This window comes from Poseidonocella sedimentorum (assembly GCF_900116005.1).
In the GTDB taxonomy this organism is placed as follows: domain Bacteria; phylum Pseudomonadota; class Alphaproteobacteria; order Rhodobacterales; family Rhodobacteraceae; genus Poseidonocella; species Poseidonocella sedimentorum.
The window spans coordinates 329781-352991 of sequence record NZ_FOYI01000003.1 but is presented as its reverse complement, the minus strand read 5'-3'; the positions used below and the strand labels follow the sequence as shown (position 1 = coordinate 352991).

General features: G+C 66.3%; 20 protein-coding genes and 1 tRNA gene. 14 read left to right on the top strand and 7 right to left on the bottom strand.

Features of this window, described 5'->3' with window-relative positions; all coding sequences use genetic code 11:
- On the bottom strand, positions 1-234 hold a 234-nt coding region (locus BM353_RS07100), incomplete at its 3' end, for a transposase (protein WP_143104115.1).
- A 177-nt stretch (positions 235-411) separates the two neighbouring features.
- Here BM353_RS07100 and BM353_RS07095 point away from each other — a divergent pair.
- The gene (locus BM353_RS07095; protein WP_092078439.1) at positions 412-1140 is read left to right on the top strand and encodes an Abi-alpha family protein; all 729 of its coding nucleotides are present in this window, start codon (positions 412-414) and stop codon (positions 1138-1140) included.
- Between the two features lie 77 nt (positions 1141-1217).
- Positions 1218-1586 (top strand): hypothetical protein, encoded by a 369-nt coding sequence (locus BM353_RS07090; RefSeq protein ID WP_092078437.1) that lies wholly within the window; start codon positions 1218-1220, stop codon positions 1584-1586.
- Between the two features lie 481 nt (positions 1587-2067).
- Here the strand turns inward: BM353_RS07090 and BM353_RS07085 are convergent.
- Positions 2068-2157: transfer RNA gene (locus BM353_RS07085), tRNA-Ser, on the bottom strand.
- A gap of 345 nt (positions 2158-2502) precedes the next feature.
- On the opposite strand from BM353_RS07085, the gene BM353_RS07080 reads away from it, so the two are divergent.
- Genes BM353_RS07080 through BM353_RS07055 form a run of 6 tightly spaced genes read left to right on the top strand, consistent with a single transcriptional unit; the run spans position 2503 to position 8065 of the window.
- Entirely contained in the window at positions 2503-3639 is a 1137-nt protein-coding gene (locus tag BM353_RS07080) for a D-alanyl-D-alanine carboxypeptidase family protein (RefSeq protein ID WP_245759595.1), read from the top strand.
- Complete coding sequence (tmk, locus tag BM353_RS07075; protein WP_092078431.1) at positions 3636-4271, top strand: dTMP kinase; 636 nt, start codon at positions 3636-3638, stop codon at positions 4269-4271. Before BM353_RS07080 ends, tmk begins: the two co-directional genes overlap by 4 nt.
- A complete protein-coding gene (locus tag BM353_RS07070) occupies positions 4268-5386 on the top strand; it encodes a DNA polymerase III subunit delta' (RefSeq protein WP_092078543.1) in 1119 nt (372 codons plus the stop codon). The genes tmk and BM353_RS07070 overlap by 4 nt, the downstream gene beginning before the upstream one ends.
- A gap of 39 nt (positions 5387-5425) precedes the next feature.
- On the top strand, positions 5426-6250 hold the full coding sequence (locus BM353_RS07065) for a TatD family hydrolase (protein WP_092078428.1): 825 nt from the start codon (positions 5426-5428) through the stop codon (positions 6248-6250).
- Positions 6250-7077 (top strand): MBL fold metallo-hydrolase, encoded by an 828-nt coding sequence (locus tag BM353_RS07060; RefSeq protein ID WP_092078425.1) that lies wholly within the window; start codon positions 6250-6252, stop codon positions 7075-7077. Before BM353_RS07065 ends, BM353_RS07060 begins: the two co-directional genes overlap by 1 nt.
- A gap of 49 nt (positions 7078-7126) precedes the next feature.
- Positions 7127-8065 (top strand): AEC family transporter, encoded by a 939-nt coding sequence (locus tag BM353_RS07055; RefSeq protein ID WP_092078422.1) that lies wholly within the window; start codon positions 7127-7129, stop codon positions 8063-8065.
- Here the strand turns inward: BM353_RS07055 and BM353_RS07050 are convergent.
- Both BM353_RS07050 and BM353_RS07045 read right to left on the bottom strand, forming a co-directional pair.
- A complete protein-coding gene (locus tag BM353_RS07050) occupies positions 8043-8552 on the bottom strand; it encodes a hypothetical protein (protein WP_092078419.1) in 510 nt (169 codons plus the stop codon). The genes BM353_RS07055 and BM353_RS07050 overlap by 23 nt on opposite strands.
- Positions 8549-9577 carry a hemin-degrading factor gene (locus BM353_RS07045; RefSeq protein ID WP_092078417.1) on the bottom strand — a complete coding sequence of 343 codons (1029 nt, stop codon included), beginning with the start codon at positions 9575-9577 and terminating at the stop codon, positions 8549-8551. Before BM353_RS07045 ends, BM353_RS07050 begins: the two co-directional genes overlap by 4 nt.
- A gap of 218 nt (positions 9578-9795) precedes the next feature.
- On the opposite strand from BM353_RS07045, the gene BM353_RS07040 reads away from it, so the two are divergent.
- From BM353_RS07040 to BM353_RS07015, 6 genes are all read left to right on the top strand, one after another.
- Positions 9796-11376: an ABC transporter substrate-binding protein gene (locus BM353_RS07040; RefSeq protein ID WP_092078414.1), complete on the top strand. Its 1581-nt coding sequence runs from the start codon at positions 9796-9798 to the stop codon at positions 11374-11376.
- 206 nt (positions 11377-11582) lie between these two features.
- Positions 11583-13142 carry an ABC transporter substrate-binding protein gene (locus tag BM353_RS07035; protein ID WP_092078411.1) on the top strand — a complete coding sequence of 520 codons (1560 nt, stop codon included), beginning with the start codon at positions 11583-11585 and terminating at the stop codon, positions 13140-13142.
- Between the two features lie 61 nt (positions 13143-13203).
- Positions 13204-14187 (top strand): ABC transporter permease, encoded by a 984-nt coding sequence (locus tag BM353_RS07030; protein ID WP_092078408.1) that lies wholly within the window; start codon positions 13204-13206, stop codon positions 14185-14187.
- Positions 14187-15128 (top strand): ABC transporter permease, encoded by a 942-nt coding sequence (locus BM353_RS07025; protein WP_092078405.1) that lies wholly within the window; start codon positions 14187-14189, stop codon positions 15126-15128. Before BM353_RS07030 ends, BM353_RS07025 begins: the two co-directional genes overlap by 1 nt.
- The gene (locus tag BM353_RS07020; protein ID WP_092078402.1) at positions 15125-16822 is read left to right on the top strand and encodes an ABC transporter ATP-binding protein; all 1698 of its coding nucleotides are present in this window, start codon (positions 15125-15127) and stop codon (positions 16820-16822) included. The genes BM353_RS07025 and BM353_RS07020 overlap by 4 nt, the downstream gene beginning before the upstream one ends.
- Before the next feature lie 73 nt (positions 16823-16895).
- A complete protein-coding gene (locus tag BM353_RS07015; RefSeq protein ID WP_092078399.1) occupies positions 16896-18269 on the top strand; it encodes an NAD-dependent succinate-semialdehyde dehydrogenase in 1374 nt (457 codons plus the stop codon).
- On the opposite strand, the gene BM353_RS07010 is transcribed toward BM353_RS07015, so the two are convergent.
- The 3 genes from BM353_RS07010 to BM353_RS07000 are packed head-to-tail and all read right to left on the bottom strand — an operon-like array spanning position 18266 to position 23011.
- Positions 18266-19909 (bottom strand): FAD/NAD(P)-binding protein, encoded by a 1644-nt coding sequence (locus BM353_RS07010; RefSeq protein ID WP_143104114.1) that lies wholly within the window; start codon positions 19907-19909, stop codon positions 18266-18268. The genes BM353_RS07015 and BM353_RS07010 overlap by 4 nt on opposite strands.
- Complete coding sequence (locus tag BM353_RS07005) at positions 19906-22467, bottom strand: HWE histidine kinase domain-containing protein (protein WP_092078393.1); 2562 nt, start codon at positions 22465-22467, stop codon at positions 19906-19908. The genes BM353_RS07010 and BM353_RS07005 overlap by 4 nt, the downstream gene beginning before the upstream one ends.
- Positions 22460-23011 (bottom strand): heme oxygenase-like domain-containing protein, encoded by a 552-nt coding sequence (locus BM353_RS07000; protein WP_092078389.1) that lies wholly within the window; start codon positions 23009-23011, stop codon positions 22460-22462. Before BM353_RS07000 ends, BM353_RS07005 begins: the two co-directional genes overlap by 8 nt.
- Between the last annotated feature and the right edge of the window lie 200 nt (positions 23012-23211).

Genomic DNA, 23211 nt, shown 5'->3' with positions numbered 1-23211 from the left:
AACCATCATTTGCGCGAAGATGCCCTTGTCGCTCCAGCGCTTCCAACGATTGTAGAGCGTCTTGTGAGGGCCATATTCCTTCGGAGCATCCCGCCAACGCAACCCATTGCGGTTGATGAAGATAATCCCGCTCAGAACACGACGATCATCGACGCGTGGCTTGCCGTGGGACTTCGGGAAGTAAGGCTCCAGGCGCGCCATCTGCGCGTCGCTCAACCAGAAAAGATCAGACATGTCACCGCTCTGTTTTCGGACGGTGAATCATGACGCCTCAATGAAATCAATGGGTCCTGACCCTAAGAGTTTAAGCTTTTGGCACATTAGTCGATGCAGTTTTGTCACAATTTGTAGTTCAACAATAACGACCGTCGTTAGCATGGCAGTTTTGCTTATTGGTTTTGTCACGGCTCCATGCAATATCCTCTGGTTGGCAACGAGGAGAATTATGTGTCTGAAGATGATGGTAGCGGAGACCTCGCGGGCATTGGGAAGGTTGCCCAAGCTATTCCAGAAGCGGGTTGGACGAAGGCAATCGATACAGCTTGCGATACCTTTTCCGACTTGATTGCTCCGATCACTAAGACAACCGCCGGACTTGGCGCGCTTATTCAAGCCAAATTTGACGCGATGATAGATGTCCAAAAGGTCTTCGCGGCCGATGCTGTGCAGCGCGCGAGGCAAAAGACCCAAAATCTAATACCTCCGGAAAACCAAAGACCGAGCGCTCGCGTTTTGGTTAAAGCCATTGAGGAGGCATCCCTCGAGAGTGACGAAAACCTTCGCGACATATGGGCTAACTTGATCGCCAACGAAATTCACGGTGGAGCGGTTCACCCTGTATTTCCTCAAATACTGTCGCAACTCAGCGCGTCCGACGCTCTCGTACTTGCGCAGATCGCCGAGAAGAACGCAAAAAAGACGATGAAGGCTTATGCGCGGGCACTCACGGCTTCTGTAAGTGTTTTTGGGTTTGGTGTCACAACAGTCCTGGGAGAGAGCTCAGATGCACACCACGAATACCTCGACCGGCTAGGGCTTGTCGAGAAACGAGATGGCTTCTGGAGCCTCACACATTTTGGGGAAGAATTTGTCGCTGCAGTGACTGATCCAAGCTTCTCTGTGGCCTCTGCGGATGTATAGCGAAAACCACATGGAACGTCAGTGTCTGTTCGACGAGTAGTGCCTTCGCACTTTAAATTAGCGGATTTGGATGCCGTATGAATTTCCCCGACCCGAAAGAGATTTTCGACCTTCTGGGTCAATATGCCGTAGCTGGTGCAATAGTGATGATTGGCAGCTACGGTGGCACTCTGACTGCCGGCATTAGTCCCCTTCGCGACATATGGGCTTTTCTGATTGTCGTTGGCGTGTTCTGCGTTCAAATTTTCGGCGTGTGTCTATGGCTATGGGTGTATGCCTCCAGCGCTCAGGCGTTCTACGGAAGAATTCTAGCGAGACATCGAACCGCCCCGAAAAGCGGAAAGTTATTGGCTTGGTCATACACCATTCTCTACGGCTTGATTTCATTCTCCACCGGTCTCCTGTTGTTTATTTTGGCGGGCCATCAAGCAGGGATCGTAAGTTGACTAGTTCGCCCAAAACCCAAGCATTTTTGTAAATTTTTTGAGCAGCCTTTCCTGCGCGGTCATCGGTTAAACCACCATGGACTGCAGGACGTCCTGCGCATAGGGCCTCATCCCCATTTGAACCCATGTTCACTTTCCGCACGGAAACGGGATGCGAACCGACCCAAGAAATCCGTCGATTTACGCTGGCATCCCGAGCAACGCGCCTACCGCGTGTTCCGTCTCTGTTGCCATCGATATCGCTAGGAACGCGCGTTTGGGTTTTGGCGGTGTTCGGCGGCAGAGCATTGAAAGGTAACAAGAAAACGAGGCCGAACCGGAACGGACGAGGTTCGCCCAAACTGAGACTGAGGGTCATTCTGAGCCCAGCTTCGACCAGGCGGCGCGTCTATGAGGTTCGGTCGGTTCTAGCAAACCCCTTTGATAACACGGAAAAATCCATGCCCGTCAGGGCGGTGTCACTGGTTCGCAATGGGGATAATGGCGGAGGAGGTGGGATTCGAACCCACGGTACGCTTTCACGCACGCCGGTTTTCAAGACCGGTGCATTCGACCACTCTGCCACTCCTCCGGCGTATGTTGATCGAAGGCGCTTGGTCGCGGTTTCGGATCTGAATGTCAATCCTTCGAGCGCCTCGATGGACCCACTGGTGCGACGGATCGGTGGCGCCGGTGGGTCGCGCCGATGGGTGGCCTTGCCTGAGGCGGGGGCTTTGGGCGGATTCTGGCCGCAAGCGCCGAATTCCGCGGCACCGCTCGCTGAAACTTGTCCGGATTCGGGTTGCGCTTCGGCTGTTGTGGGGGTCTTCTTGAGCAAAGCTCGCCCGATCGCGACATGGTCAAACCTACGGAACAGCCGATGACATCTCCGCGCCTTCACCGCTTCGCCCTGCTATGCCGCCGTGCTCTCGTGCTCATGCTGGCCCTTGGCCTCGCCCCTGCCGCGCAGGCCTTCGAGACGAGCGCGCGGGCGGCCTTCGTCAAGGATCTCACTACCGATACCGTGCTTTTGGCCAAAAACGCCGATGAGCCGCTGCCGCCGGCGTCCATGTCCAAGCTCATGACGCTCTACATGGCCTTCGAGGCGCTGGAGGACGGGCGGCTCACGCTGGACGAGACCTTGCCGGTCAGCGCTCATGCCATGAGCTATCGCGGCTCGACGATGTTTCTCGACACGACCGACCGGGTGAAGGTCGAGGATCTGCTGCGTGGGATCATCGTGCTCTCGGGCAATGATGCCTGCGTGGTGATTGCCGAGGCGCTCTCGCCGGACGGGACCGAGGCCGGGTTTGCCCGGCTCATGACGCGGCGGGCCGAGCAGATGGGCATGGAGGATTCCACCTTCACCAATTCCAACGGCTGGCCGCAGATCGGCCACCGGATGAGCCTTGCGGATCTGGGGCTTCTGGCCGAGCGGCTGATCGAGGATTTCCCGCAGTTCTATCCGCTCTTCGCCGAAGAGGAATTCGCCTTTGACGGCCGCGCGCCGCGCAATGTGCGCAACCGCAACCCGCTTCTGGGGCTGGGCATCGGCGTCGACGGGATGAAGACCGGCCACACCGAGGAGGCCGGCTATGGGTTCGTCGGCTCGGCCGCGCAGGGCGATCGCCGGATCGTCTTCGTGGTGGCCGGGCTCGACAGTCAGCAGACCCGCGCCGAGGAGGCCGAGCGGGTGGTCAACTGGTCCTTCCGGCAGTTCAAGAAAGCCAAGGTCGCGAGCGCGGGATCGGTGCTGGCCGAGGCCGATGTCTGGATGGGGCAGGCGGGGTCGGTCGGGCTCGTACCCGAGGCGGATGTCGAGCTTCTGGTGCCCGCGCTTGGCGGCACGGACGAGATCGCGGCGGAAATCGTCTACGACGGCCCGCTCACGGCGCCGATCGCACTTGGCGAGCCCGTGGCCGAGCTGGTCATCGCGCGGGGCGAGGAGTTGCCCAGCACGCGCATCCCGCTGGTGGCCGATGCGTCTGTGCCGGTGGCGGGCTTCGGCGGGCGGATCAAGACCGCGGCGCTGGTCCTGTTGCGCCAGCTCAACGATCAGGCGGTCGAGCAGTGACAGCGCCCGGGCGCTTCATCACATTCGAGGGGATCGACGGCTCGGGCAAATCGACCCAGGCGCGGCGGCTTCACGCGGCGCTGGTGGCGGATGGCCAGCGGGCGATCCTGACGCGCGAGCCGGGGGGCAGCCCCGGCGCCGAGGAAATCCGCGCGCTGGTGTTGCAGGGCGATCCGGACCGCTGGTCGGCCGAGACCGAGCTTTTGCTCTTCACCGCGGCGCGGCGCGATCATCTGGAACGGCTGATCGCCCCGGCGCTGGAGGCGGGCGAGACGGTGATCTGCGATCGCTACGTCGACAGCACCCGGATGTATCAGGGCCTGTCGCGCGGGGATCTCCGGGCCCGTGTCGATGCGCTGCACAGCCTGATGATCGGGCGCGAGGCGGATCTGACCGTGCTGATCGACATGGACCCCGGTGTCGCGCTTGGCCGGGCCAAGGCGCGGGCAACGGCGGAGGAGCGGTTCGAGGATTTCGGGCTGGACCTGCAGCGCAAGATGCGGGCGGGCTTCCTCGGGCTGGCGCGTGAATTCGAGAGCCGCTTTCGCGTCATCGACGGCAATCGCCCCGAGGACGAGGTCGCGGCCGACGTGTGGGCGGCGGTCAAGCCGGCGCTGATGGCGGCCACATGACCGATCTGGAGGATCTGCCACGGCCGGACGTGGTCGAGGGCGCGCCGCACCCCTCGCAGACCGCGCGCCTCGTGGGGCAAGCCCGCGCCGAGGCCGCCTTCCTGGAGGCCTACACCGCCGGGCGGCTGCACCATGGCTGGATGCTGACGGGCCCGCGCGGGGTCGGCAAGGCGACGCTTGCCTGGCGCATCGCGGCGTTTCTGTTGGCCACGCCCGAGGCCGGGAGCGGGCTTTTCGGCGAACCGGACGTGCCCACCACGCTCGACGTCTCGCCCGAGCATCCGGTCACGCGGCGGCTCCGCGCCGGGGCCGATCCGGGGCTCTTCGTGCTGCGGCGGGGCCATGATCCCAAGACCAAACGGCTGCGCACGGTGATCACGGTCGATGAGGTGCGCAAGCTCAAGAGCTTCTTTGGCCTTTCGGCGAGCGACGGGGGGCGGCGCGTGGTGATCGTCGATGCCGCCGACGAGATGAACACCGCCGCGGCCAATGCGCTGCTCAAGCTGCTCGAGGAGCCGCCCGCCCGGACCACGCTGCTGCTCGTCACCCACCAGCCCGCGCGGCTTTTGCCGACGATCCGCTCGCGCTGCCGTGTGCTGCCGCTCCGGCCGCTGGGGCCCGAAGATCTGGCCGAGGCGCTGGCGCTGAGCGGGGTCGAAACCGGCGCGTCGCCCGCGGCCCTGGCCGAGCTTGCCGATGGCTCGGTGGGCGAGGCGGTGCGGATCGCCGCGCATGACGGGCTGGAGCTTTACGGCGCGCTCGTGTCGGTGTTGCGGGACCTGCCGCAATTTGACCGCCCGCGGGCGCTGGCCCTGGCCGAAAGCGTCGCGGGGCCGGGCAAGGAGGCGCGGCTCGATCTGCTCATCGCGCTGCTGGACCGGTTCCTTCTGCGGCTGGTCCGCACCGGGGCGACCGGCGCGCCCCCCGCGCAGGACATCGTGCCGGGCGAGGGGGCGGCGCTCGCCGCGCTCTGCGCCGATCCCGCCGCGGCGCGTCATTGGGCGGCAATGGCCGAAGATGTCGGGGCCTCTTTGCGCCGGGGCCGGTCGGTCAATCTTGACCCCGCCGCGCTCATCCTTGATACGGTATTTGCGTTGCGCAAGGCCGCCGCTTGAGCCAGCACCCGACGCAAGACCCGATCCCCTGAGGTGCCGATGCCGACCGACCACAACACCGCCCCCGTGCCCGAAATCACCGACAGCCACTGCCACCTCGATTTCCCCGATTTCGACGCGGAACGGGGCGAGGTGATCGCGCGGGCCGTGGCCGCCGGGGTCACGCGGATGGTCACGATCTGCACCCGGCTTCGGCTGGAGCCGCAGGTCCGCGCGATCGCCGAGGCGCATGACGAGGTCTTCTACGCCGCCGGGACCCACCCGATGAGCGCCGCCGAGGAGCCGATGGCGCGCGTCGACGAGCTCGTGGCGCTGGCCGCGCACCCCAAGTTCGTGGGCATCGGCGAGACGGGCCTGGATTACCACTACAGCGCCGAGAGCGCCGAGGTGCAGCAGCAGAGCCTGCGCATCCATATCGCCGCCGCGCGCGAGACCGGCCTGCCGCTCATCATCCATGCGCGCGCCGCCGATGAGGACATGGCGCGCATTCTGGAGGAGGAGTTCCGCGCCGGGGCCTATTCCTGTGTCATGCATTGCTTTTCCTCGGGCGCGGCGCTCGCGGCAAAGGCGCTTGAGCTCGGGTTTTACCTCTCGATGTCCGGGATCGCGGCCTTCCCGCGCTCCAAAGAGCTGCGCGAGATTTTCGCCGCCGCCCCGGTGGACCGGATCCTTGTCGAGACCGACGCGCCCTATCTCGCGCCGCCGCCCCATCGCGGCAAGCGCAACGAGCCGGCCTACACCGCCCATACCGCCAGGGTCGGCGCCGAGGTCTTCGGCCTCGACTACGCCGATTTCGCCGCGCAGACGCAGGAGAATTTCAACCGCCTCTTCGCCAAGGCCGCCGCCGCGCGGGCGGGCGCGTGATGGCCGAGCTGCGCTGCACGATCCTCGGCTGTGGCTCGTCCGGCGGTGTGCCGCGCATTGGGGGCGACTGGGGCGAGTGCGACCCCGCGAACCCCAGGAACCAGCGCCGCCGCTGTGCGCTTCTGGTGGAGCGCGAGGAGGCCGGGGGCATCACCCGCGTGCTCATCGACACGCCGCCGGACCTGCGCGGCCAGCTTCTGGATGCCGGCGTCGGCCATCTCGATGCGGTGCTCTACACCCATTCCCATGCCGACCACGTCCACGGGATCGATGATCTGCGCGTCGTGGTCTACAACCGCAAGGACCGGCTCGCGGTATGGGCCGACGGGCCCACGCAGGACAACCTCTATTCGCGCTTCGGCTATGCCTTCGTTCAGCCCGAGGGCAGCCCCTATCCGCCGATCCTCGACATGCACACGATCAAGGGCCACGCCAGCAAGGGTCATGCGATCAAGGACGACATCACCATCACCGGCGCGGGCGGCGCGATCACCTTCACGCCCTTCGAGGTCAATCACGGCAGCATCGACGCGCTCGGCTTTCGGATGGAAGACGTGGCGTACCTTCCGGATGTGGCCGAGATCCCCGAGGCGGCCTGGCCCGCGCTGGAGGGGCTCGACTGCTGGATCGTGGACGCGCTGCGCCGCCGCCCGCACCCGACGCACGCCCATCTCGACAGGACGCTGGAGTGGATCGCGCGCGCCGCGCCGCGCCGGGCCGTGCTGACCAACATGCACGTCGATCTCGATTACGAGACCGTCGCCGCCGAAACCCCCGCGCACATCGCCCCCGCCCATGACGGGCTCGTGCTCCGGCGCGCCTTGTGAGCGCAGGGCCGCGGATCCGCGCGGGGCGCCGCGCCCCGGAAAGGCCGAGATGCAAGCGCTGATCGAGATTATCCTGCCGGTTTTCCTCGTGATCGGAGCGGGTTACGTCGCCCATTGGCGCGGGGTGTTTCCCGAAGCCGCCGTTGGCGGGCTCATGAGATTCGTCCAGAATTTCGCGCTTCCCTGCCTGCTCTTTCAGGCGATCTCGACCCTCGATCTCGGCGAGGCCTTTGAATGGCGGCTGCTGCTGTCCTTCTACGCGGGCGCGTTCGCGTGTTTCTTCGTCGGCATGGGGCTCTCGATCTTCTGGCTCAAGCGCCCGCCGGAGGATGCGGTCGCCATCGGTTTCACCTGTCTGTTTTCCAACTCGCTCCTGCTCGGCCTGCCGATCACCGAGCGCGCCTTCGGGCCGGATGCGCTCGCCGCCAACTACGCGATCATCGCGGTGCACGCGCCGATCTGCTACGGGCTCGGGGTCACTGTGATGGAGATATTCCGCGCGCGTCGCTTGGCCCTCGGCGGCTCCATCACGCTCAAGGTCCTGCGCTCGATGCTGGGCAATGTGCTGATCATCGCGCTTGCGCTCGGGCTGGTGATCAATCTCGCGCAGGTGCCGGTGCCGGGGGCGGCGGCCGAGGCGGTGGGCCTGATCGCGCGCGCCGCGCTTCCCGCCGCGCTCTTCGGGCTGGGCAGCATCCTCGCGCAGTACCGCCCCGAGGGGGACACGCGGGCGATCGCCATGGTCTGCGCTGTGACGTTGCTGCTGCATCCCGCGATCGTCTGGTCGCTCGGCAAGCTCACCGGGCTGGGCCCCGCGGGGTTCCGATCGGCGGTCCTGACCTCGGCGATGGCGCCGGGGGTCAATGCCTATATCTTTGCCAACATGTACGGCGTGGCCAAACGGGTCGCGGCCTCGTCGGTGCTGATCGCAACCGCGATGTCGATCCTCTCGGTGACCTTCTGGCTTACGGTCCTGCGCGGGGTCTGAGCGCCTCGGCGTCGCGGACGGGGCGGGCTTTGGCCGCGCCCTGCGCGGGCGGGCTCAGCGCGGCGATCTTGGCGAGGCTGCGGAGCAGGGGCCCCGTGTCATTGCCCTCGCAGAGCAGCAGAGCAAAGCCTTCCGCGGCAGTTTTCTGGCCCTGACGCATGGCGCGCAGGCTCAGGATGAAAAGCCGTTCGTGATCAGTCAGCGCGCGGGCGGGGCCGGGGCCCTCGGGCGCGGTGATGCGCAGGGGCGAGACGCGCGACTGGCGCAGCGCCTGAACGCCGGCAAGAATGGCGCAGGCGGCGCCCGGGCCGGCCTCCTCCCCGAAAAACCGCTGGGCGCAGGTCAACCCGGCGAGCCAATGCTGCCGCTCCGGCGCGGTGAAGCTGGAGACATAGAGCCGCAGCACCGACAGGATCACGAACTCCGACGGATCGAGCGCGAGCCCCCGCAGGGCGCGCGGGGCAGGGCACCGCCGCGCGCGGCTCATGCCGGTTCGAGATCCCGCAGGCCCGCCACGATCTCGGCCCAGGGCGCGCGGCTGTCCAGGGGTGGTTTGGGCACGGGAAAGAGCTGCAGGATGAGATTGCCCTCGGCGTCGAAGGCCTCGACCGACAGCGCCGGGCCCCGGTGGGTCGGCTTTTCCACCGCCCAGACCTCGGCCACATGATCGCCGCGCAGGTGCAGGTTGAACCCCGGATCGAGCACGTTCTCCCAAGGGCCCATCGCCTGCAGCCGGCCGATCGGGCCGCTGTGGATCTCGATGCAGCCGCGATTGCCCACGAAAATCATCACCGGGATGGCGGCGGCGCGCACCGTCTCCAGCAGCTCGGGCAGGATGGTCGGCGCCAGCGGGCGCACGAAGGGAGCCTCGGCGATGCGATAGGCCCCGAGCCGGTTCATCCGTAGCTTGGCGCACAGGCGCAGGAACTGGTGCGTGTCGGTCAGGCGCGCCCATTCCTGAAGCAGGATCTCGCGCTTCTCGGGGTTCATCCGCGCCCCTTCCGGCGGGGGCGGGGCGGAGACGGTGATCGTGTCGGACTGATCATCGAGGGCAAGCGCGCCCGTCAGCCGCGACCAGGCATCGAGATCCGCGCCCTCGCGCAGGTAGGTCTTGTGGACCGCCGTGCCGGATGCATCGAACACCTGAACGCTGCGCCGCGTGGCGCCCTTGACCTCTTCCTCGACCGCGTAGCCATAGACCCAGTGCTTGGGAAACATGCGCAGGTCGATCTGGGGCGAGAGGGTCATGCAGGCATGATCGCCGCCGTGAAAATCGCTGTAGATCCCGTCCTTTTCGATCACGCAGGAGGGGTTGCGCGTGAGCGCCATGCAGGGCCCGAGCGGCTCCAGCAGGGGCACGATCTGGTTCGGGTCGGGCCCGATCGCCGTGGTGCCTTCGCCAACGCCGGAGGCCACGAGCTGCGCCTCCGATACTCCCATCGCCTCTGCGATGTCTCGCGCGCGGCCGCTGTGCTGGCGGCGGGCGGCGCGGATGTCCGAACCTGTCATCATGGGGTTTCATAGCGCGGAAGAGGTTGTCGGGGAAGAGGAGTCTGATAAAAACCATCGGATATCTTGTCTTGCGAAACCGGCTCCCGATCCGGCGCCGGGACTTTCAGCGCCGGGGCCTGACCTCGCGTCCGCCGGGCGGGTTTTCTCGCGCCATGGCTCTTGTGATCTGTTTTGAATTGACCAAGACTGCGCCGATAAAACGAAGACAGGGAGTTCTCATGAAAACCGTATCCAAAGCCGTATTGGCCTCGTTCATTGCCGCGATGGCCGCGCCCGTGGGCGCCGAGACGCTGCGGTGGGCGCGCGCGGGCGATGCTCTGACGCTCGATCCGCATGCCCAGAACGAAGGGCCGACGCATACCGTCCGCCACCAGATGTATGAGCCGCTCATCATCCGCGACACGACCGGCGCCTTCGAGCCCGCGCTCGCGACCGAATGGGGCCCGAAGGCAGACGATCCCAACGTCTGGGTCTTCAAGCTGCGTGAGGGCGTGACCTTCCACGATGGCGCCGCGTTCACCGCCGAAGACGTGGTCTTCAGCTTCGAGCGGGCGCAACAGCCGAACTCGGACATGAAAGAGCTGATCGGCTCGATCACCGAAGTGCGCGCGGTCGATGACCTCACGGTCGAGATCGTCACCGACGGGCCGAACCCGATCCTGCCGTCGAACCTGACCAACCTGTTCATGATGGACAAGGGCTGGGCCGAGGCCAACAACACCGTCAACGTGCAGGACTTCGAGGGCGGCGAGATCACCTATGCCACCACGAACGCCAACGGCACCGGGCCCTACACTCTGGTGAGCCGCGAGCCCGACGTGAAGACCGTCATGGCCAAGAACGAGGCCTACTGGGGCATCGACCAGTTCCCGCTGGAGGTGACCGAGATCGTCTACACCCCGATCCAGAACGCCGCGACGCGGGTTGCGGCGATGCTCTCGGGCGAGGTCGATTTCCTTCAGGACATGCCGGTGCAGGATCTTGAGCGCGTCAACGCGGTCGAGGGGCTCACGGTCAAGAAGGCGCCGCAGAACCGGGTCATCTTCTTCGGGCTCAACATGGGCGCCGATGACATCGAGGCCGATGACGTGGACGGGGCCAACCCGCTGGCGGATGTGCGCGTGCGCAAGGCGATGTCCATGGCGATCAACCGCGATGCGATCCAGCAGGTCGTCATGCGCGGCCAGTCGATCCCCGCGGGCATGATCGCGCCGCCCTTCGTCAACGGCTGGACCGCCGAGATGGATGCCGAAAGCAGCACCGACATCGAAGGCGCCAAGGCGCTTCTCGCCGAGGCGGGCTATGGCGACGGCTTCTCGATCCGGCTCGATTGCCCCAATGACCGCTACATCAACGACGAGGCGATCTGTCAGGCCGCGGTCGGGATGCTCGGCCAGATCGGCATCACCGTGAACCTTGACGCCAAACCCAAGGCCCAGCACTTCCCGCTGATCACCGAAGGCCAGACCGATTTCTACATGCTCGGCTGGGGCGTTCCGACCTACGATTCGGAATACATCTTCAACTTCCTCGTGCACGGCCGCGAAGACAGCATCGGCACATGGAACGGCACCGGGTTCGACAATGACGAGCTCGACGCCAAGATCGAGTCGCTCGCATCCAACACCGATCTGGACGCGCGCAACGCCGACATCGCCGATATCTGGCGCGTGGTGCAGGACGAGGCGCTCTACATCCCGATTCACCATCAGGTGCTGAACTGGGGCATGAGCGAGACGTTCGGCATCGAGGTCGATCCCGAAGATCAGCCCAAGGTGAAATACATCACCGTCAACTGATCCGCGCAGATGTCGCGTTTCTGAAATCCGCAGGCTCCGGGGGGTGCATCCCCTCGGGGCCGCACGCATTTGCCGGGCTGGGCGTTGCGGGCTGGGTGGGGCAAGCCCCCCTGTCGCCGGGTATACGATCTGCCCACCCCAAGATCACCGAGCTACCGACCACCAGTCATCTGACTGCCCGATTGCCGCCAAAAGGGGAGAGACCCATGAGACGATCTATCGCCGCGCTGGTGCTGGCCACCGCCGCCCTGCCGCTTGAGGCCGAGGAGTTCACCTGGGCCGAGACCACCGATCCGCAGACGATGGATCCCCACGCGGTCAATTCGACGCCGGTTCTGGGCTTTCTCAACAACGTCTACGAAGGGCTCGTCCGGCGGGGCAAGGACATGGGTATCGAGCCTGCGCTTGCCACATCCTGGGAGCCGATCGGCGAGGGCGAGGGCTGGCGCTTCACCCTGCGCGAGGGCGTGAGCTTCCACGACGGCGCGGCGTTCGACGCCGATGACGTGATCTTCTCCTACGAGCGCGCCGCCTCCGAGGCGGCCGATACCCGCAGCTGGTTCGCGCCGGTCGCCGAGGTCGTCAAGGTCGATGACCATACCGTCGATTTCCTCACCACCGCGCCGAACCCGATCTTTCCGGGCAGCATCGCCAACTGGATGATGATGGACAGCGGCTGGGCCGAGGCCAACGGCGCCGCGCGGCCCGACAAGGAAAACGGTAACTTCGCCACGCTCAACGCCAACGGCACCGGCGCCTTCAAGCTCACCACCCGCGAGCCGGGGCTGCGCACGGTGCTGGAGCCCTTTGCCGGCTGGTGGGACGAGGCCGAGCACAACCTCACCCGCGCCGAGCTCACCCCGATCCAGAACCCGGCGACGGCGCTCGCGGCGCTGCTCTCGGGGGATGTCGATTTCATCAACCCGGTGCCCATTCAGGACGTGGCGCGGCTTCAGGCCAACCCCGACGTGAAGGTCATTCAGGGGATCGAGGCACGGGTCATCATGCTGGGCTTCCCGCATGAGGCCGAGGCGCTGCAATACAGCGCCGACGTGGAGGGCGAGAACCCCTTCGCTGACGCGCGCGTGCGCCGCGCCGTGGCCCATGCGATCAACGTGCCCGCCATCCTCCAGACGATCATGCGCGGCAATGCCGAACCGGCGAACCAACTCGTGAGCCCGGCGATGGACGGCTTCACCGAGGGGCTTGAGGGCTATGCCTATGACCCGGACGCCGCCCGCGCGCTTCTGGCCGAGGCGGGCTATCCCGAGGGCTTCGGCTTCGGGCTCAAATGCCCCAATGACCGCTACCTCAACGACGAGGCCGTCTGTCAGGCGATCACCGGAATGCTCGCGCAGGTCGGCCTTCGGGCAACCCTCGATGCGATGCCGGTCCAGAATTACTGGCCCGAGCTTCGGGCCGACAACTTCGACATGTACCTGCTCGGCTGGTCGCCGGGGACCTTCGACGCGGAACACCCGATCCGCTTCCTTGCGGCGACGCCGAACGACGAGAAGAAACTCGGTTCGTGGAACTTCGGCGGCTACTCCAACGCCCGCGTCGACGCGCTCCTCCCCGAGATCCAGTCCACCATCGATGCCGGCGCGCGGCAGGCGATGCTTGACGAGGTCGCCCGGACCCTCGCCGACGAGGTCGCCTATGTGCCGCTCTACGTCCAGCCGCTGGTCTGGGGCGTGCGGTCCAATGTCGAACTGACCCAACGGCCGGATAACTTCTTTCTGTTGCGGTGGGTTACGCTCGATTGATAGTGTCCGGCAATGGCCCGCGCGGCGCTGAGCGGCGCGGGCAGGGGGAGAGAGTGAGACCATGTTAGCCTTCATCATCCGCCGCGTCGGGCAATCCCTTCTGGTACTGATGATCGTGGGGCTCGTGGCCTTCTCGATGTTCCGTTTCGTGGGCGATCCGATCGACAACATGCTCGGGCAGGAGCGCACCATCGAGGACGTGGAGCGCCTGCGCGGCCAGCTCGGCCTCGATCAGCCCTTCGTCGTTCAGTACTACCGCTTTCTCGAAGGCGCGGTGCAGGGCAATTTCGGCGTGAGCTACCGTCAGGGGCGGCCCGTGGCCGATATCATCTTCGAGCGCGCCCCCGCGACGCTGGAGCTCGCCGCCGTCTCGGGCATCCTCGCGGTGCTCTTCGGGATCGGGCTCGGCGTCTTCACCGCGATCCGGCGCGACGGGATCGCGGCCAATGTGATCATGGCGACCTCGCTCATCGGGGTCTCGCTGCCCACCTTTCTCATCGGGATCCTGCTCATCTACCTCTTTTCGGTCGAGCTTGGCTGGCTGCCTTCCTTCGGGCGCGGCGAGACGGTGCGGCTCGGCGGTTGGTGGACGACCGGGTTCCTCACCGAAAGCGGGCTCCGCGCGCTTATCCTGCCCTCGATCACCCTTGGACTTTACCAGATGACGCTGATCATGCGCCTCGTGCGCTCCGAGATGCTCGAAGTCCTGCGGCAGGATTACATCCGCTTCGCCCGCGCCCGCGGCATCCGCGAACGGGTCGTCAATTTCCGCCATGCGCTCAAGAACACGATGGTCCCGGTGGTCACCGTCATCGGCCTCCAGCTCGGCTCGATCATCGCCTTCGCAATCATCACCGAGACGGTCTTCCAATGGCCCGGCGTGGGGCTGCTCTTCATCAACGCGATCCAGTTCGTCGATATCCCCGTCATGGCGGCCTACCTCATGCTGATCTCGGTCATGTTCGTGGGCATCAACCTGCTGGTGGATATCCTTTACGTCTTCATCGACCCGCGCCTGCGGATCGACAGCTCGGGGGGCAAATGATGTCCGACAGCACGACACCGCCCGCGCCCGGCCGCTTTCGCCGCTTCCGCGAGAGCGATTTCTTCTATGCCTTCACCCGCTCGCCCGTGGCGATGGCCTCCTTCGCGGTTGTGGCCCTTCTGGTGCTGTCGTCGCTCCTCGCGCCGCTGATCGCGCCCTACAACCCGTTCGACCCGGCGAGCCTCAACCTGATGAACGGCTTCACCGCGCCGCTCGCCCCCAACGCCTTCACCGGCGAGAGCTTCCTCATGGGGACGGACGATCAGGGCCGGGACGTCTTCTCCACCATCCTTTATGGCATGCGGATTTCGCTCTTCGTGGGCTTCGCCGCGGTGCTCTTCGCCATGGTGCTGGGGATCACGCTGGGGCTCCTCTCGGGCTATTTCGGCGGCTGGGTCGAGACGATCATCATGCGCGCGGCGGATATCCAGCTGACCTTCCCGTCGATCCTCGTGGCGATGCTGATCTTCGGTGTGGCCAAGGGCGTGACCCCGGTGGAGTACCGCGACGAGATGGCGATCTGGGTGCTGATCTTCGCGATCGGGCTGAGCGACTGGGTCCAGTTCGCGCGCGTGGTGCGCGGCGCCACGCTGGTCGAGCAGGGCAAGGACTACGTCGCCGCCGCCCGGCTCATCGGCCAGCGCCCCACCACGATCATGATCCGCCACATCCTGCCCAACGTGCTCTCGCCCGTGCTGGTGATCGCGACCATTTCGCTCGCGCTGGCCATCATCGCCGAGGCGACGCTGAGCTTCCTCGGTGTCGGCGCGCCGCCGACGCAGCCCTCGCTCGGCACGCTGATCCGCATCGGGCAGGGCTATCTCTTCTCCGGCGAATGGTGGATCCTGTTCTTCCCGGCCTGCACCCTTCTGGCGCTCGCGCTCAGCGTGAACTTGCTGGGCGACTGGCTGCGCGACGCATTGAACCCGAGGCTGAAATGAGCGAACCGGTCCTTTCCATCCGCAATCTGACGGTCGAAATCCCGACCCGTCACGGCATCGTGAACCCGGTGCGCAACGTGAGCTATGACCTCCACCCCGGCGAGATCCGCGGTGTGGTGGGCGAAAGTGGCGCGGGCAAATCCATGACCGGCAACGCCGTCATCGGCCTGCTCGATCCGCCGGCGCATATCACCCAAGGCGAGATCTGGCTCAAGGGCGAGCGGGTCGACGCGCTCGATTTCGAAGCCAAGCGGCGGATGCGCGGCCGGGAGATCAGCATGATCTTCCAGGATCCGCTGACCTCGCTCAACCCGCTCTTCACCGTGGGCGAGCAGCTCGTCGAGACCATCCAGCTCCACCTCGGCGTCTCCGCCAGCGAGGCCAAGAAACGCGCGCTCGCGCTGCTCGACCGGGTCTCGATCCCCAATCCCGAAGAGCGGTTCAACCAGTATCCGCACCAATTCTCGGGGGGCATGCGCCAGCGGGTCGTGATCGCGCTCGCGCTTTGCTCGGAGCCCTCGGTGATCATCGCCGACGAGCCCACAACCGCGCTCGATGTGTCGGTGCAGGCGCAGGTGCTGGACCTGATCAAGGAGCTCGCCCGCGAGCGGCAGGTGGGCGTCATCCTCGTCACCCACGACATGGGCGTCATCGCCGACACGACCGATACGGTCACGGTGATGTATGCCGGCGAGGTGGTCGAAAACGGCACTACCGATCAAGTGCTCGGCGCGCCGACGCATCCCTACACCCGCTCGCTCATCTCCGCCGTGCCGCGCCCGACCGTCAAACTCGACCGCTTCCCGCTGATCGAATACGGCAAGCGCGAGGGCGGCTTCAAGATCGAGGCGCTGGCCCAGAGCTGGCCGCGCACCAAAACCTCCGACTCGGGCCGACTGCTCGAGGTCAAGGGCGTCACCAAACGGTTCCTCGAACGCGGCTCGCTGATCCCCTCGTGGCGCAGCTATTTCACCGCCGTCGACGAGGTCTCCTTCGACATCCACGATGGCGAGGTCTTCGGACTGGTGGGCGAAAGCGGCTCGGGCAAGTCAACCGTGGCGCGCATGATCGCGACGCTCTACCCGATGGACGGCGGCGATATCGTCTTCGACGGGGTGCCTCTCTCGACCATGGGCGCCGAGGGGCTCGCCGCCTATCGCCGCCAGATCCAGATGATCTTTCAGGATCCCTTTTCGAGCCTCAATCCGCGGATGAAGGTGGGCGATATCGTGGCCGAGCCGCTGCATCACCACCGGCTCCTGCCCCGGGGCGAGGTCGATCAGCGGGTGCGGCAGCTGCTCGATTGGGTCGGCCTCGCCAAGGACGCGTGGCGCAAATATCCGCATGAGTTCTCGGGCGGCCAGCGCCAGCGGATTTCCATCGCCCGCGCCCTCGCCACCCAGCCGCGCTTCCTCATCTGCGACGAGCCCACAAGCGCGCTCGACGTCTCGATTCAGGCCCAGATCCTCAATATCCTCAAGGACTTGCAGGAACATCTCGGCCTGACGATGCTCTTCATCAGCCACGATTTGCCCGTCGTGCGCCAGGTCTGCGACCGGGTCGGCGTGATGCGGCGGGGGCAGCTTGTCGAGGTGCAGGACACCGAAACCCTCTTCACCGCGCCCGAGCATGGTTACACCCGCGAGCTGCTGAGCCTGATGCCGAAGCTGGAGCAGCTCGACACAGCCGTCTAGGCCGCGCGCCCCGGGACGGAACCTTGCGCCCCGGCGGCGCGTTGACCTGCCACGCAATGGCAGGAGATGCGCGATGTCCAAGGTAGAAACATTCGACCCGACCACCTCGAAAAAGCTCGCAAGCTACGAGCAAATGTCCCGTGACAAAGCCTTCGAGCTGGTTGATGCCGCGCATGAGGCCTTCCTTGACTGGCGCGATGAGAGCTTCGAGTACCGCGCCGGGATCCTGCACCGGATCGCCGGCGCGCTGCGCGATCACAGCGACGAGCTGGCCCGGCTGATGACCTGCGAAATGGGCAAGCTGCTCTCGGCGGGGAAGGACGAGGTCGCGCTCTGCGCCGCGCTTTTCGACTACGCCGCCGAACATGGGCCCGAGGCGCTCGCCGATCAGCCGCGCGATCTCGGCGACGGCAAGTCCGGCCTCGTGACCTTCCAGCCGATCGGCGTGATCTATTCGATCCAGCCGTGGAATTTCCCGCTCTACCAGCCGGTGCGCGTCCTCGCGGCGACGCTGATGGCGGGCAATGCCTGCGTTCTCAAACACGCCTCGATCTGCACCGGCAGCGCGCTGCGCCTGCGCGAGATCTGTGTGGATGCGGGGCTGCCCGAGCATCTCTTCGGCGTGTTGATCATCGATCACGACATCTCCGACGAGATCATCGACCACCCCAAGATCCGCGGCGTGACCCTCACCGGATCGGACGGCGCGGGCCGGCATGTGGCCGCCAAGGCGGGGGCCGCGCTCAAGAAGACCGTGCTCGAGCTCGGCTCCAATGACGCCTACCTCGTTCTTGAGGACGCCGACGTGGACGAGGCCGTCTCGCTCTCGGTTCAGGGGCGACTCTACAACAATGGCCAGACCTGCGTGAACGCCAAGCGCTTCATCGTGACCGAGGCGGTCTATGACCGCTTTGTCGACGGCTTCACCGCCGCGATGGGCGCCATCCGCATGGGCGATCCCGCCCAGCCCGAGACCGAGCTTGGCCCGATGAGCAGCTTCGAGCAGCGCGAGACCGTGGACGGGCAGGTCCGGGAGAGCCTTGAGAAGGGCGCGACGCTGCTTTGCGGCGGCGAGATCCCCGACGGCGAGGGCGCCTTTTATCCCGCGACGGTTCTGGGCGATGTGACGCCCGGGATGCCCGCCTATGACGATGAGATTTTCGGCCCGGTCGCCAGCGTGATCCGCGCCCGCGATGACGAGGACGCGATGCGCATCGCCAATGACAGCCGCTACGGGCTTGGCGGGGGTATCTTTTCGCGTGACGTCGAGCGCGCCCGCGAGCTGGCGCGCACCCGGTTCGACACCGGCATGGTGCGGATCAACGGCTTTGGCGCCGCGCATCCCAACATGCCCTTCGGCGGGGTGAAAGACAGCGGGTATGGCCGCGAGCACGGCGGGTTCGGGCTGCACGAATTCGTCAATGCCAAGGCCGTTTACCTGCCTTAGGCGCCCGCCTGACGTGACAGGACGCCTCGGGCCCAGCGGTCCGAGGCCTCCCCGAAACAGTCGTGCAGCGAATCCACCGCGATGACGCTGCCGAGCGCGAGACGGCCCAGAAGACAGAGCCCGGGCGGCACATCGCGGCCCTCCGCGCCGATCAGCCCGCCATCGGCGGCGGTGTGCGCCGCCAGCGCCTCGCTCAGCCGCACGACCCAGCCCTCATCGATGAGCTCATCCACAAGCGGCGCGTCCAATGTCATCGGATCGGGGCTCGGCATGACCGCGTCGATCATCACCGAAACCGCCTCTTGGTTGCCGCTTTTGGCAAGGGTCCAGCCGCTCCCGGTCATCTCGATCTCAGGATCGACGGCCAGATCCAGCCGCACCAGCCCCGCATCGATCAGCGCCCGCAGCTCGCGGCTCGACGCCACCGGCGGCCCGTAGGAATAGCGCTTGAGACCCTCGTCAAACCCCACCAGCGCCTCGGCGGTTTCCGCCGGGGTTTCGGCGGGGTTGTAACCGGCGCGAAACGGGTCCTGCCATTTGCGCCACAACTGGCCCAGCACATAGCCGATGCCGGGCGGCGCCGCTCCGGTGGCCATGGCGATGCCGCGATCGAGGGTCTCTTCGGGGCCCGCGGTCTCGTCCTGCTGTGAGCCAGGCTCGGCCCATTCCTGCGCGAGCCAATCGTGCAGTGCGGCCTCATCGACGGCTGTGCTGGAGGAGCGCAGGATGCGCGCCATCGGCGGGATAAGCGCGGCATTGAGCGCGGCGCGCGCGGCCTCCGGGCTCGCGGCGGAGGCGGCCTCCTCAATCGCCGCCGTGAAGCGTGCGGTCTCGGTCTCCAGCGGCGCGAAACAGGCGTCGAGCGTCTCGGTCAGCGGCTTGGGGTAGGGCGGCTGCCCATTGAGCGAAAACGGCAGGATGCGCGCGGGCTCGCGCCCGGAGGCGCGATAGCCCTCTTCGGTGAACGTGCCGCCCTGTTCGCAGGTCAGCACGCGCAGGATATCAAAGGCCGAGAGGGCAAGCCCCCGGATCGCAACGGTTTTCCCGGCCCACTCCCTTGCCGCGACGGCGAGTTCCCGCGCCGGATAGGCCTCCGCCAAAGCGCCCGCGCCCTGCGCCACATGCTCGGCCCAGTCGGCTTTTTGCGGATCTGGGCGGCTGGGCGGTTGGCCCAGCGTGAGGAGCACCTCGTCATAGGGGCCCAGCCAGCCCGCGCCATGGGTCAGGTACCAGCCGTCCGCGCGCCGGCTGAGGGCGGTGATGCGGTGGCGAAGATGGCGGATGTCGAGCACGTTCTGGCGAAGGAGATCGTCGTAGCGGGCGCAGAGGTAACGCCCGAGCTCGGCGCGGGTGGGGAAGTCATCGGGCCCGAGACCGGCCTTGGACCAGTCGGCAAAGCGGCCCACGCCCGAGCTCTCCGGCGGGCGGATGGCGATATCGCGCAGCGGGATGTTGAGCTTGCAGATCGGGCTTTCGTCCGGATCGAAATTCGGGCCCGCACCGGGAGCGGCGAAGGGGTCGAACCCGTCGACCGCGCATCTGATCCCGCGCGCGCGAGCCCGTTCGGCCAGCGCCTCCAGAGCGCCAAGGGCGCGCGGGCCCATCCCGACGAGTGCAATGCGCGGGCCGGGCCCGCTCACCCGTTGCCCCGCAGCAGGTAGCGCAGATGGTCGGCGGTATAGGGTTTGCGCAGCACCTCCAGATCCGGGAAATCGGCCACCACCTCGCCGTCGCCGCCGTAGCCCGTGGCCAGCACCGCGCGGATGCCCGCTTCGGCGCAGCGTTCGGCCACGGCTTGCGAGGTCTCGCCGCCGAGGTTCACGTCCAGCAGGACGAAATCGATGCTCTCGCGCTCCAGAAGCTCCATCGCCTCCGAGACCTTCGAGGCCGTGTGCACCTCCTGCGCGCCGAGCTCGGTGAGGATATCGGCCGCGTCCATCGCGATGATCATGTTGTCTTCGAGCACAAGCGCGGAGCCCGTAAGCGGTGTGGGATCGGAGGGTCTCTCCGGCACATTGGCCACCACCTCCGGCGCCGGGGGCGCGCCGGGCTCGACGTGCCCGCCGGGGATGGTGAAGGCCGCCGAAACACCGGCGACGCGGTAGCGGATCTCGGCCGTGCCGTTGAGCTCAAAGGGCACGGAGCGTTCGATGATCGTCGTGCCGAACCCCTTGCGTGTGGGCGGCTGTACCGGCGGTCCGCCGGTTTCGCGCCAGTTCAGCAGCGCGGTGCCGTCCGGATCGAGATCAATCGCGATCTCGACACGCCCGCCACTCTGGCTCAGAGCGCCATACTTGGCGGAATTGGTCATCAGCTCGTGGACGACCAGCGCCAGCGTGGTGAAGGCGGAGGGCGACAGATCGACATGCGCGCCGGAGATCACCACCCGATCGGCGCGATCGGAGAGGAAGGCGTTGACCTCGTTGCTGATCAGCGTCTGGAGCGGGACCCAGGCCCAGTCGCGCTTGGTGAGCTGGTCATGGGCGCGTGCGAGGGCATGGATGCGCGCATCGAGCAGGGCGGCATAGGACTCCAGCGTGTCGGCGCCGCCGCGGGTTTGCGTCACGAGGCTGCGGATCAGGTTGAGGATGTTGCGGACCCGGTGGTTGAGCTCGGCGATGAGCAGCTCTTGCTGGTCCTGCGCGCGGCGCATCTTTTCGCTGGCCTCATCGGCGAGCTTGATCACCACCTCAAGCAGCGTCACCCGAAGCACCTCGGCGGCCCGCAGCTCGCGCGGGCGCCACGGGCTGGAGTGATCGCGGACGATCTCCTGCCAGGCTTCGAAGCTCTTGCGCGGGGTCAGGCGGACGCCGTTGGGCCCGAGGCTTGCGGGTTTGTCGGGATTGCCCGCCCATGTGACCGAGCGCGCCACTTCGCGGCGGAAGAGCACGAGGTAATCGCGCGGGGTGCGCGAGATCGGCAGCGCCAGGACGCCCGCGATGCGCCCCGCAAAGACATCGGCGCCGGCAAAGCGCGCGGCGAGGTTGTCCGTGGCATAGACCTGCGCGGCCTCGGCGGTGTTGAGGAACCGCGCGAGGGGGATGAATTCCTCCTTGGTCGGGGCCATGCCGCGGGCGCGATAGTCGCCGCCGGAATAGACCGCAACCCCGTCATGGGGGATAATCGGCTCGAGCTCGTCGGCGACTGCATCGAAGAGATCGAACAGGGATTCGCCGCTTGAGATCTGGGACATGAGGCGGTCGTGCACGCCGCGCGCCTTGTCGACTTCGGCGAGCTCCTGGGTGATCTCGAACTGCGCGAGCTCGTAGTTGAAGAGCTGGACGAAGAGCTCCACCGCGCTGCGCTTTTGAAAGTCGAGGTGAAAGGGCGCGTAATGGTGGCAGGCGAAGAGCCCCCAGAGCTCGCCCTTGCGCAGGATCGACACAGACATCGAGGCCTGAACGCCCATGTTCCGGAGATACTCCAGATGGATCGGCGAGACCGCGCGGGTCACCGCTTTGGAGAGGTCCACCGGCGCGCCCTCGGGGCCGAGCTCGGGCAGGATGCGATAGGTCTCGCCGCGAATGTCGGGGATGATGCGCAGCAGATTGCGCGTGTAGAGCGCGCGGGCCTGTTTGGGAATGTCGCTCGCGGGGTAGCGCAGGCCGAGGAAGGGCTCGAGCCCCGGAGAGACGGCTTCGGCGATCACCACGCCCGAGCCATCGGGCTCGAAGCGGTAGACCATGACGCGGTCTATCCCGGTCAGCCCCTTGAGCGCGCGGGCGCCCTCGGCGGCGATTTTCTCCAGCGTGTTATGGCGTTGGACGCGCGCGATCAGCGGCTGGACAAGGGCGAGATCGTCGCGCCGGACGTCGCTCGCGCCGCGCGGTTCGAATTCGAACACCAGCATGCGGCCGGCGTAGTGGATCGAGACGTCGAAGCGCCGCCCGTCGCCCATCAGATCGTAGTCATAGACACGCGCGGTGCTGTCCGCGAGCGCCAGGATCTGGATCCGGGAGCGCAGGAAATGCACCGTCTCTTCGGAGAAGAACTCCACGAAGCGCATCCCGAGCATGTCTTTCGCGGACCGGCCGAGCACCTCGTCGCAATTCTCGGAGACGTGGGCGATCATCCAGTCGGCGGAGATCGCGACCAGACAGCCGTAATGCTGGATGCGGCCGGGGATGTGGATCGGCTCGCGGTCACAGTTGGTCAGGTCGACCTCGGGCGGATCGAGGTCGGGGCGAGGTTCAGACATGGACGGATGCGTCCTCCAATGCGGCGCGGGCGGCGAGATCGCCGTAAAGGGTGAGGAGCGCGGCGGCATCGGCGACGATGCGATCGGCTTGCCGGGTCTCGGCGGGCATGGCGCGAGCGGTCTCGGCGACGGCGCGCCAGATGTCGAGCCCGTCGGGCGCAGAGAAATACTGCGCGGCGCGCTGAACGTCGGGGTTCTCCGAGGCGGCCCAGCGGGCGCGGAGCAGAACGGTGCCGAGCCGCGAGCCGGCGATCACATAATCGACCGCGAGCGGGTCCAGCGGGTGAAGCGGCGCAGGATGCGGCGAAAGCGGCGCGGCATTCAGCTCCGCCAGATCGGCCTCGGTGCGGGCGAGAAGCGCAGGGATAAGCGCGCGGGTCAGACCGCCCGCTTCGGCCTGCTGAAGTCGGCCAAGCGCGGCCTGCTGCATCCGCAGAAAGCCGGTGAAGCCGCGGCGATCGGTCAGGGAGAAGAGGGAAACGCGCTCATCAAGAACGCCGTGAGACGCCGAAAGATCGCGCCGGAGGCGGTTTCGGAGCGTCATTGGAGTGTGAGGTCGGGACGAATCGAAGGCATCATCCTTCAAACGTACCACCCGCGGCGAGTGAGGTGAATTCGATCCTTCGCGTCAAGCGGGTACCACAGGCGCCCTGCGAGCGGCGTCTTGACGCCGTGGCGCGGCGCGGCTCGATGCCTGCGGGCGAGGGGCAGGCAGGGGCGCGCGCGGCGCCCCTGCTGTCTTGC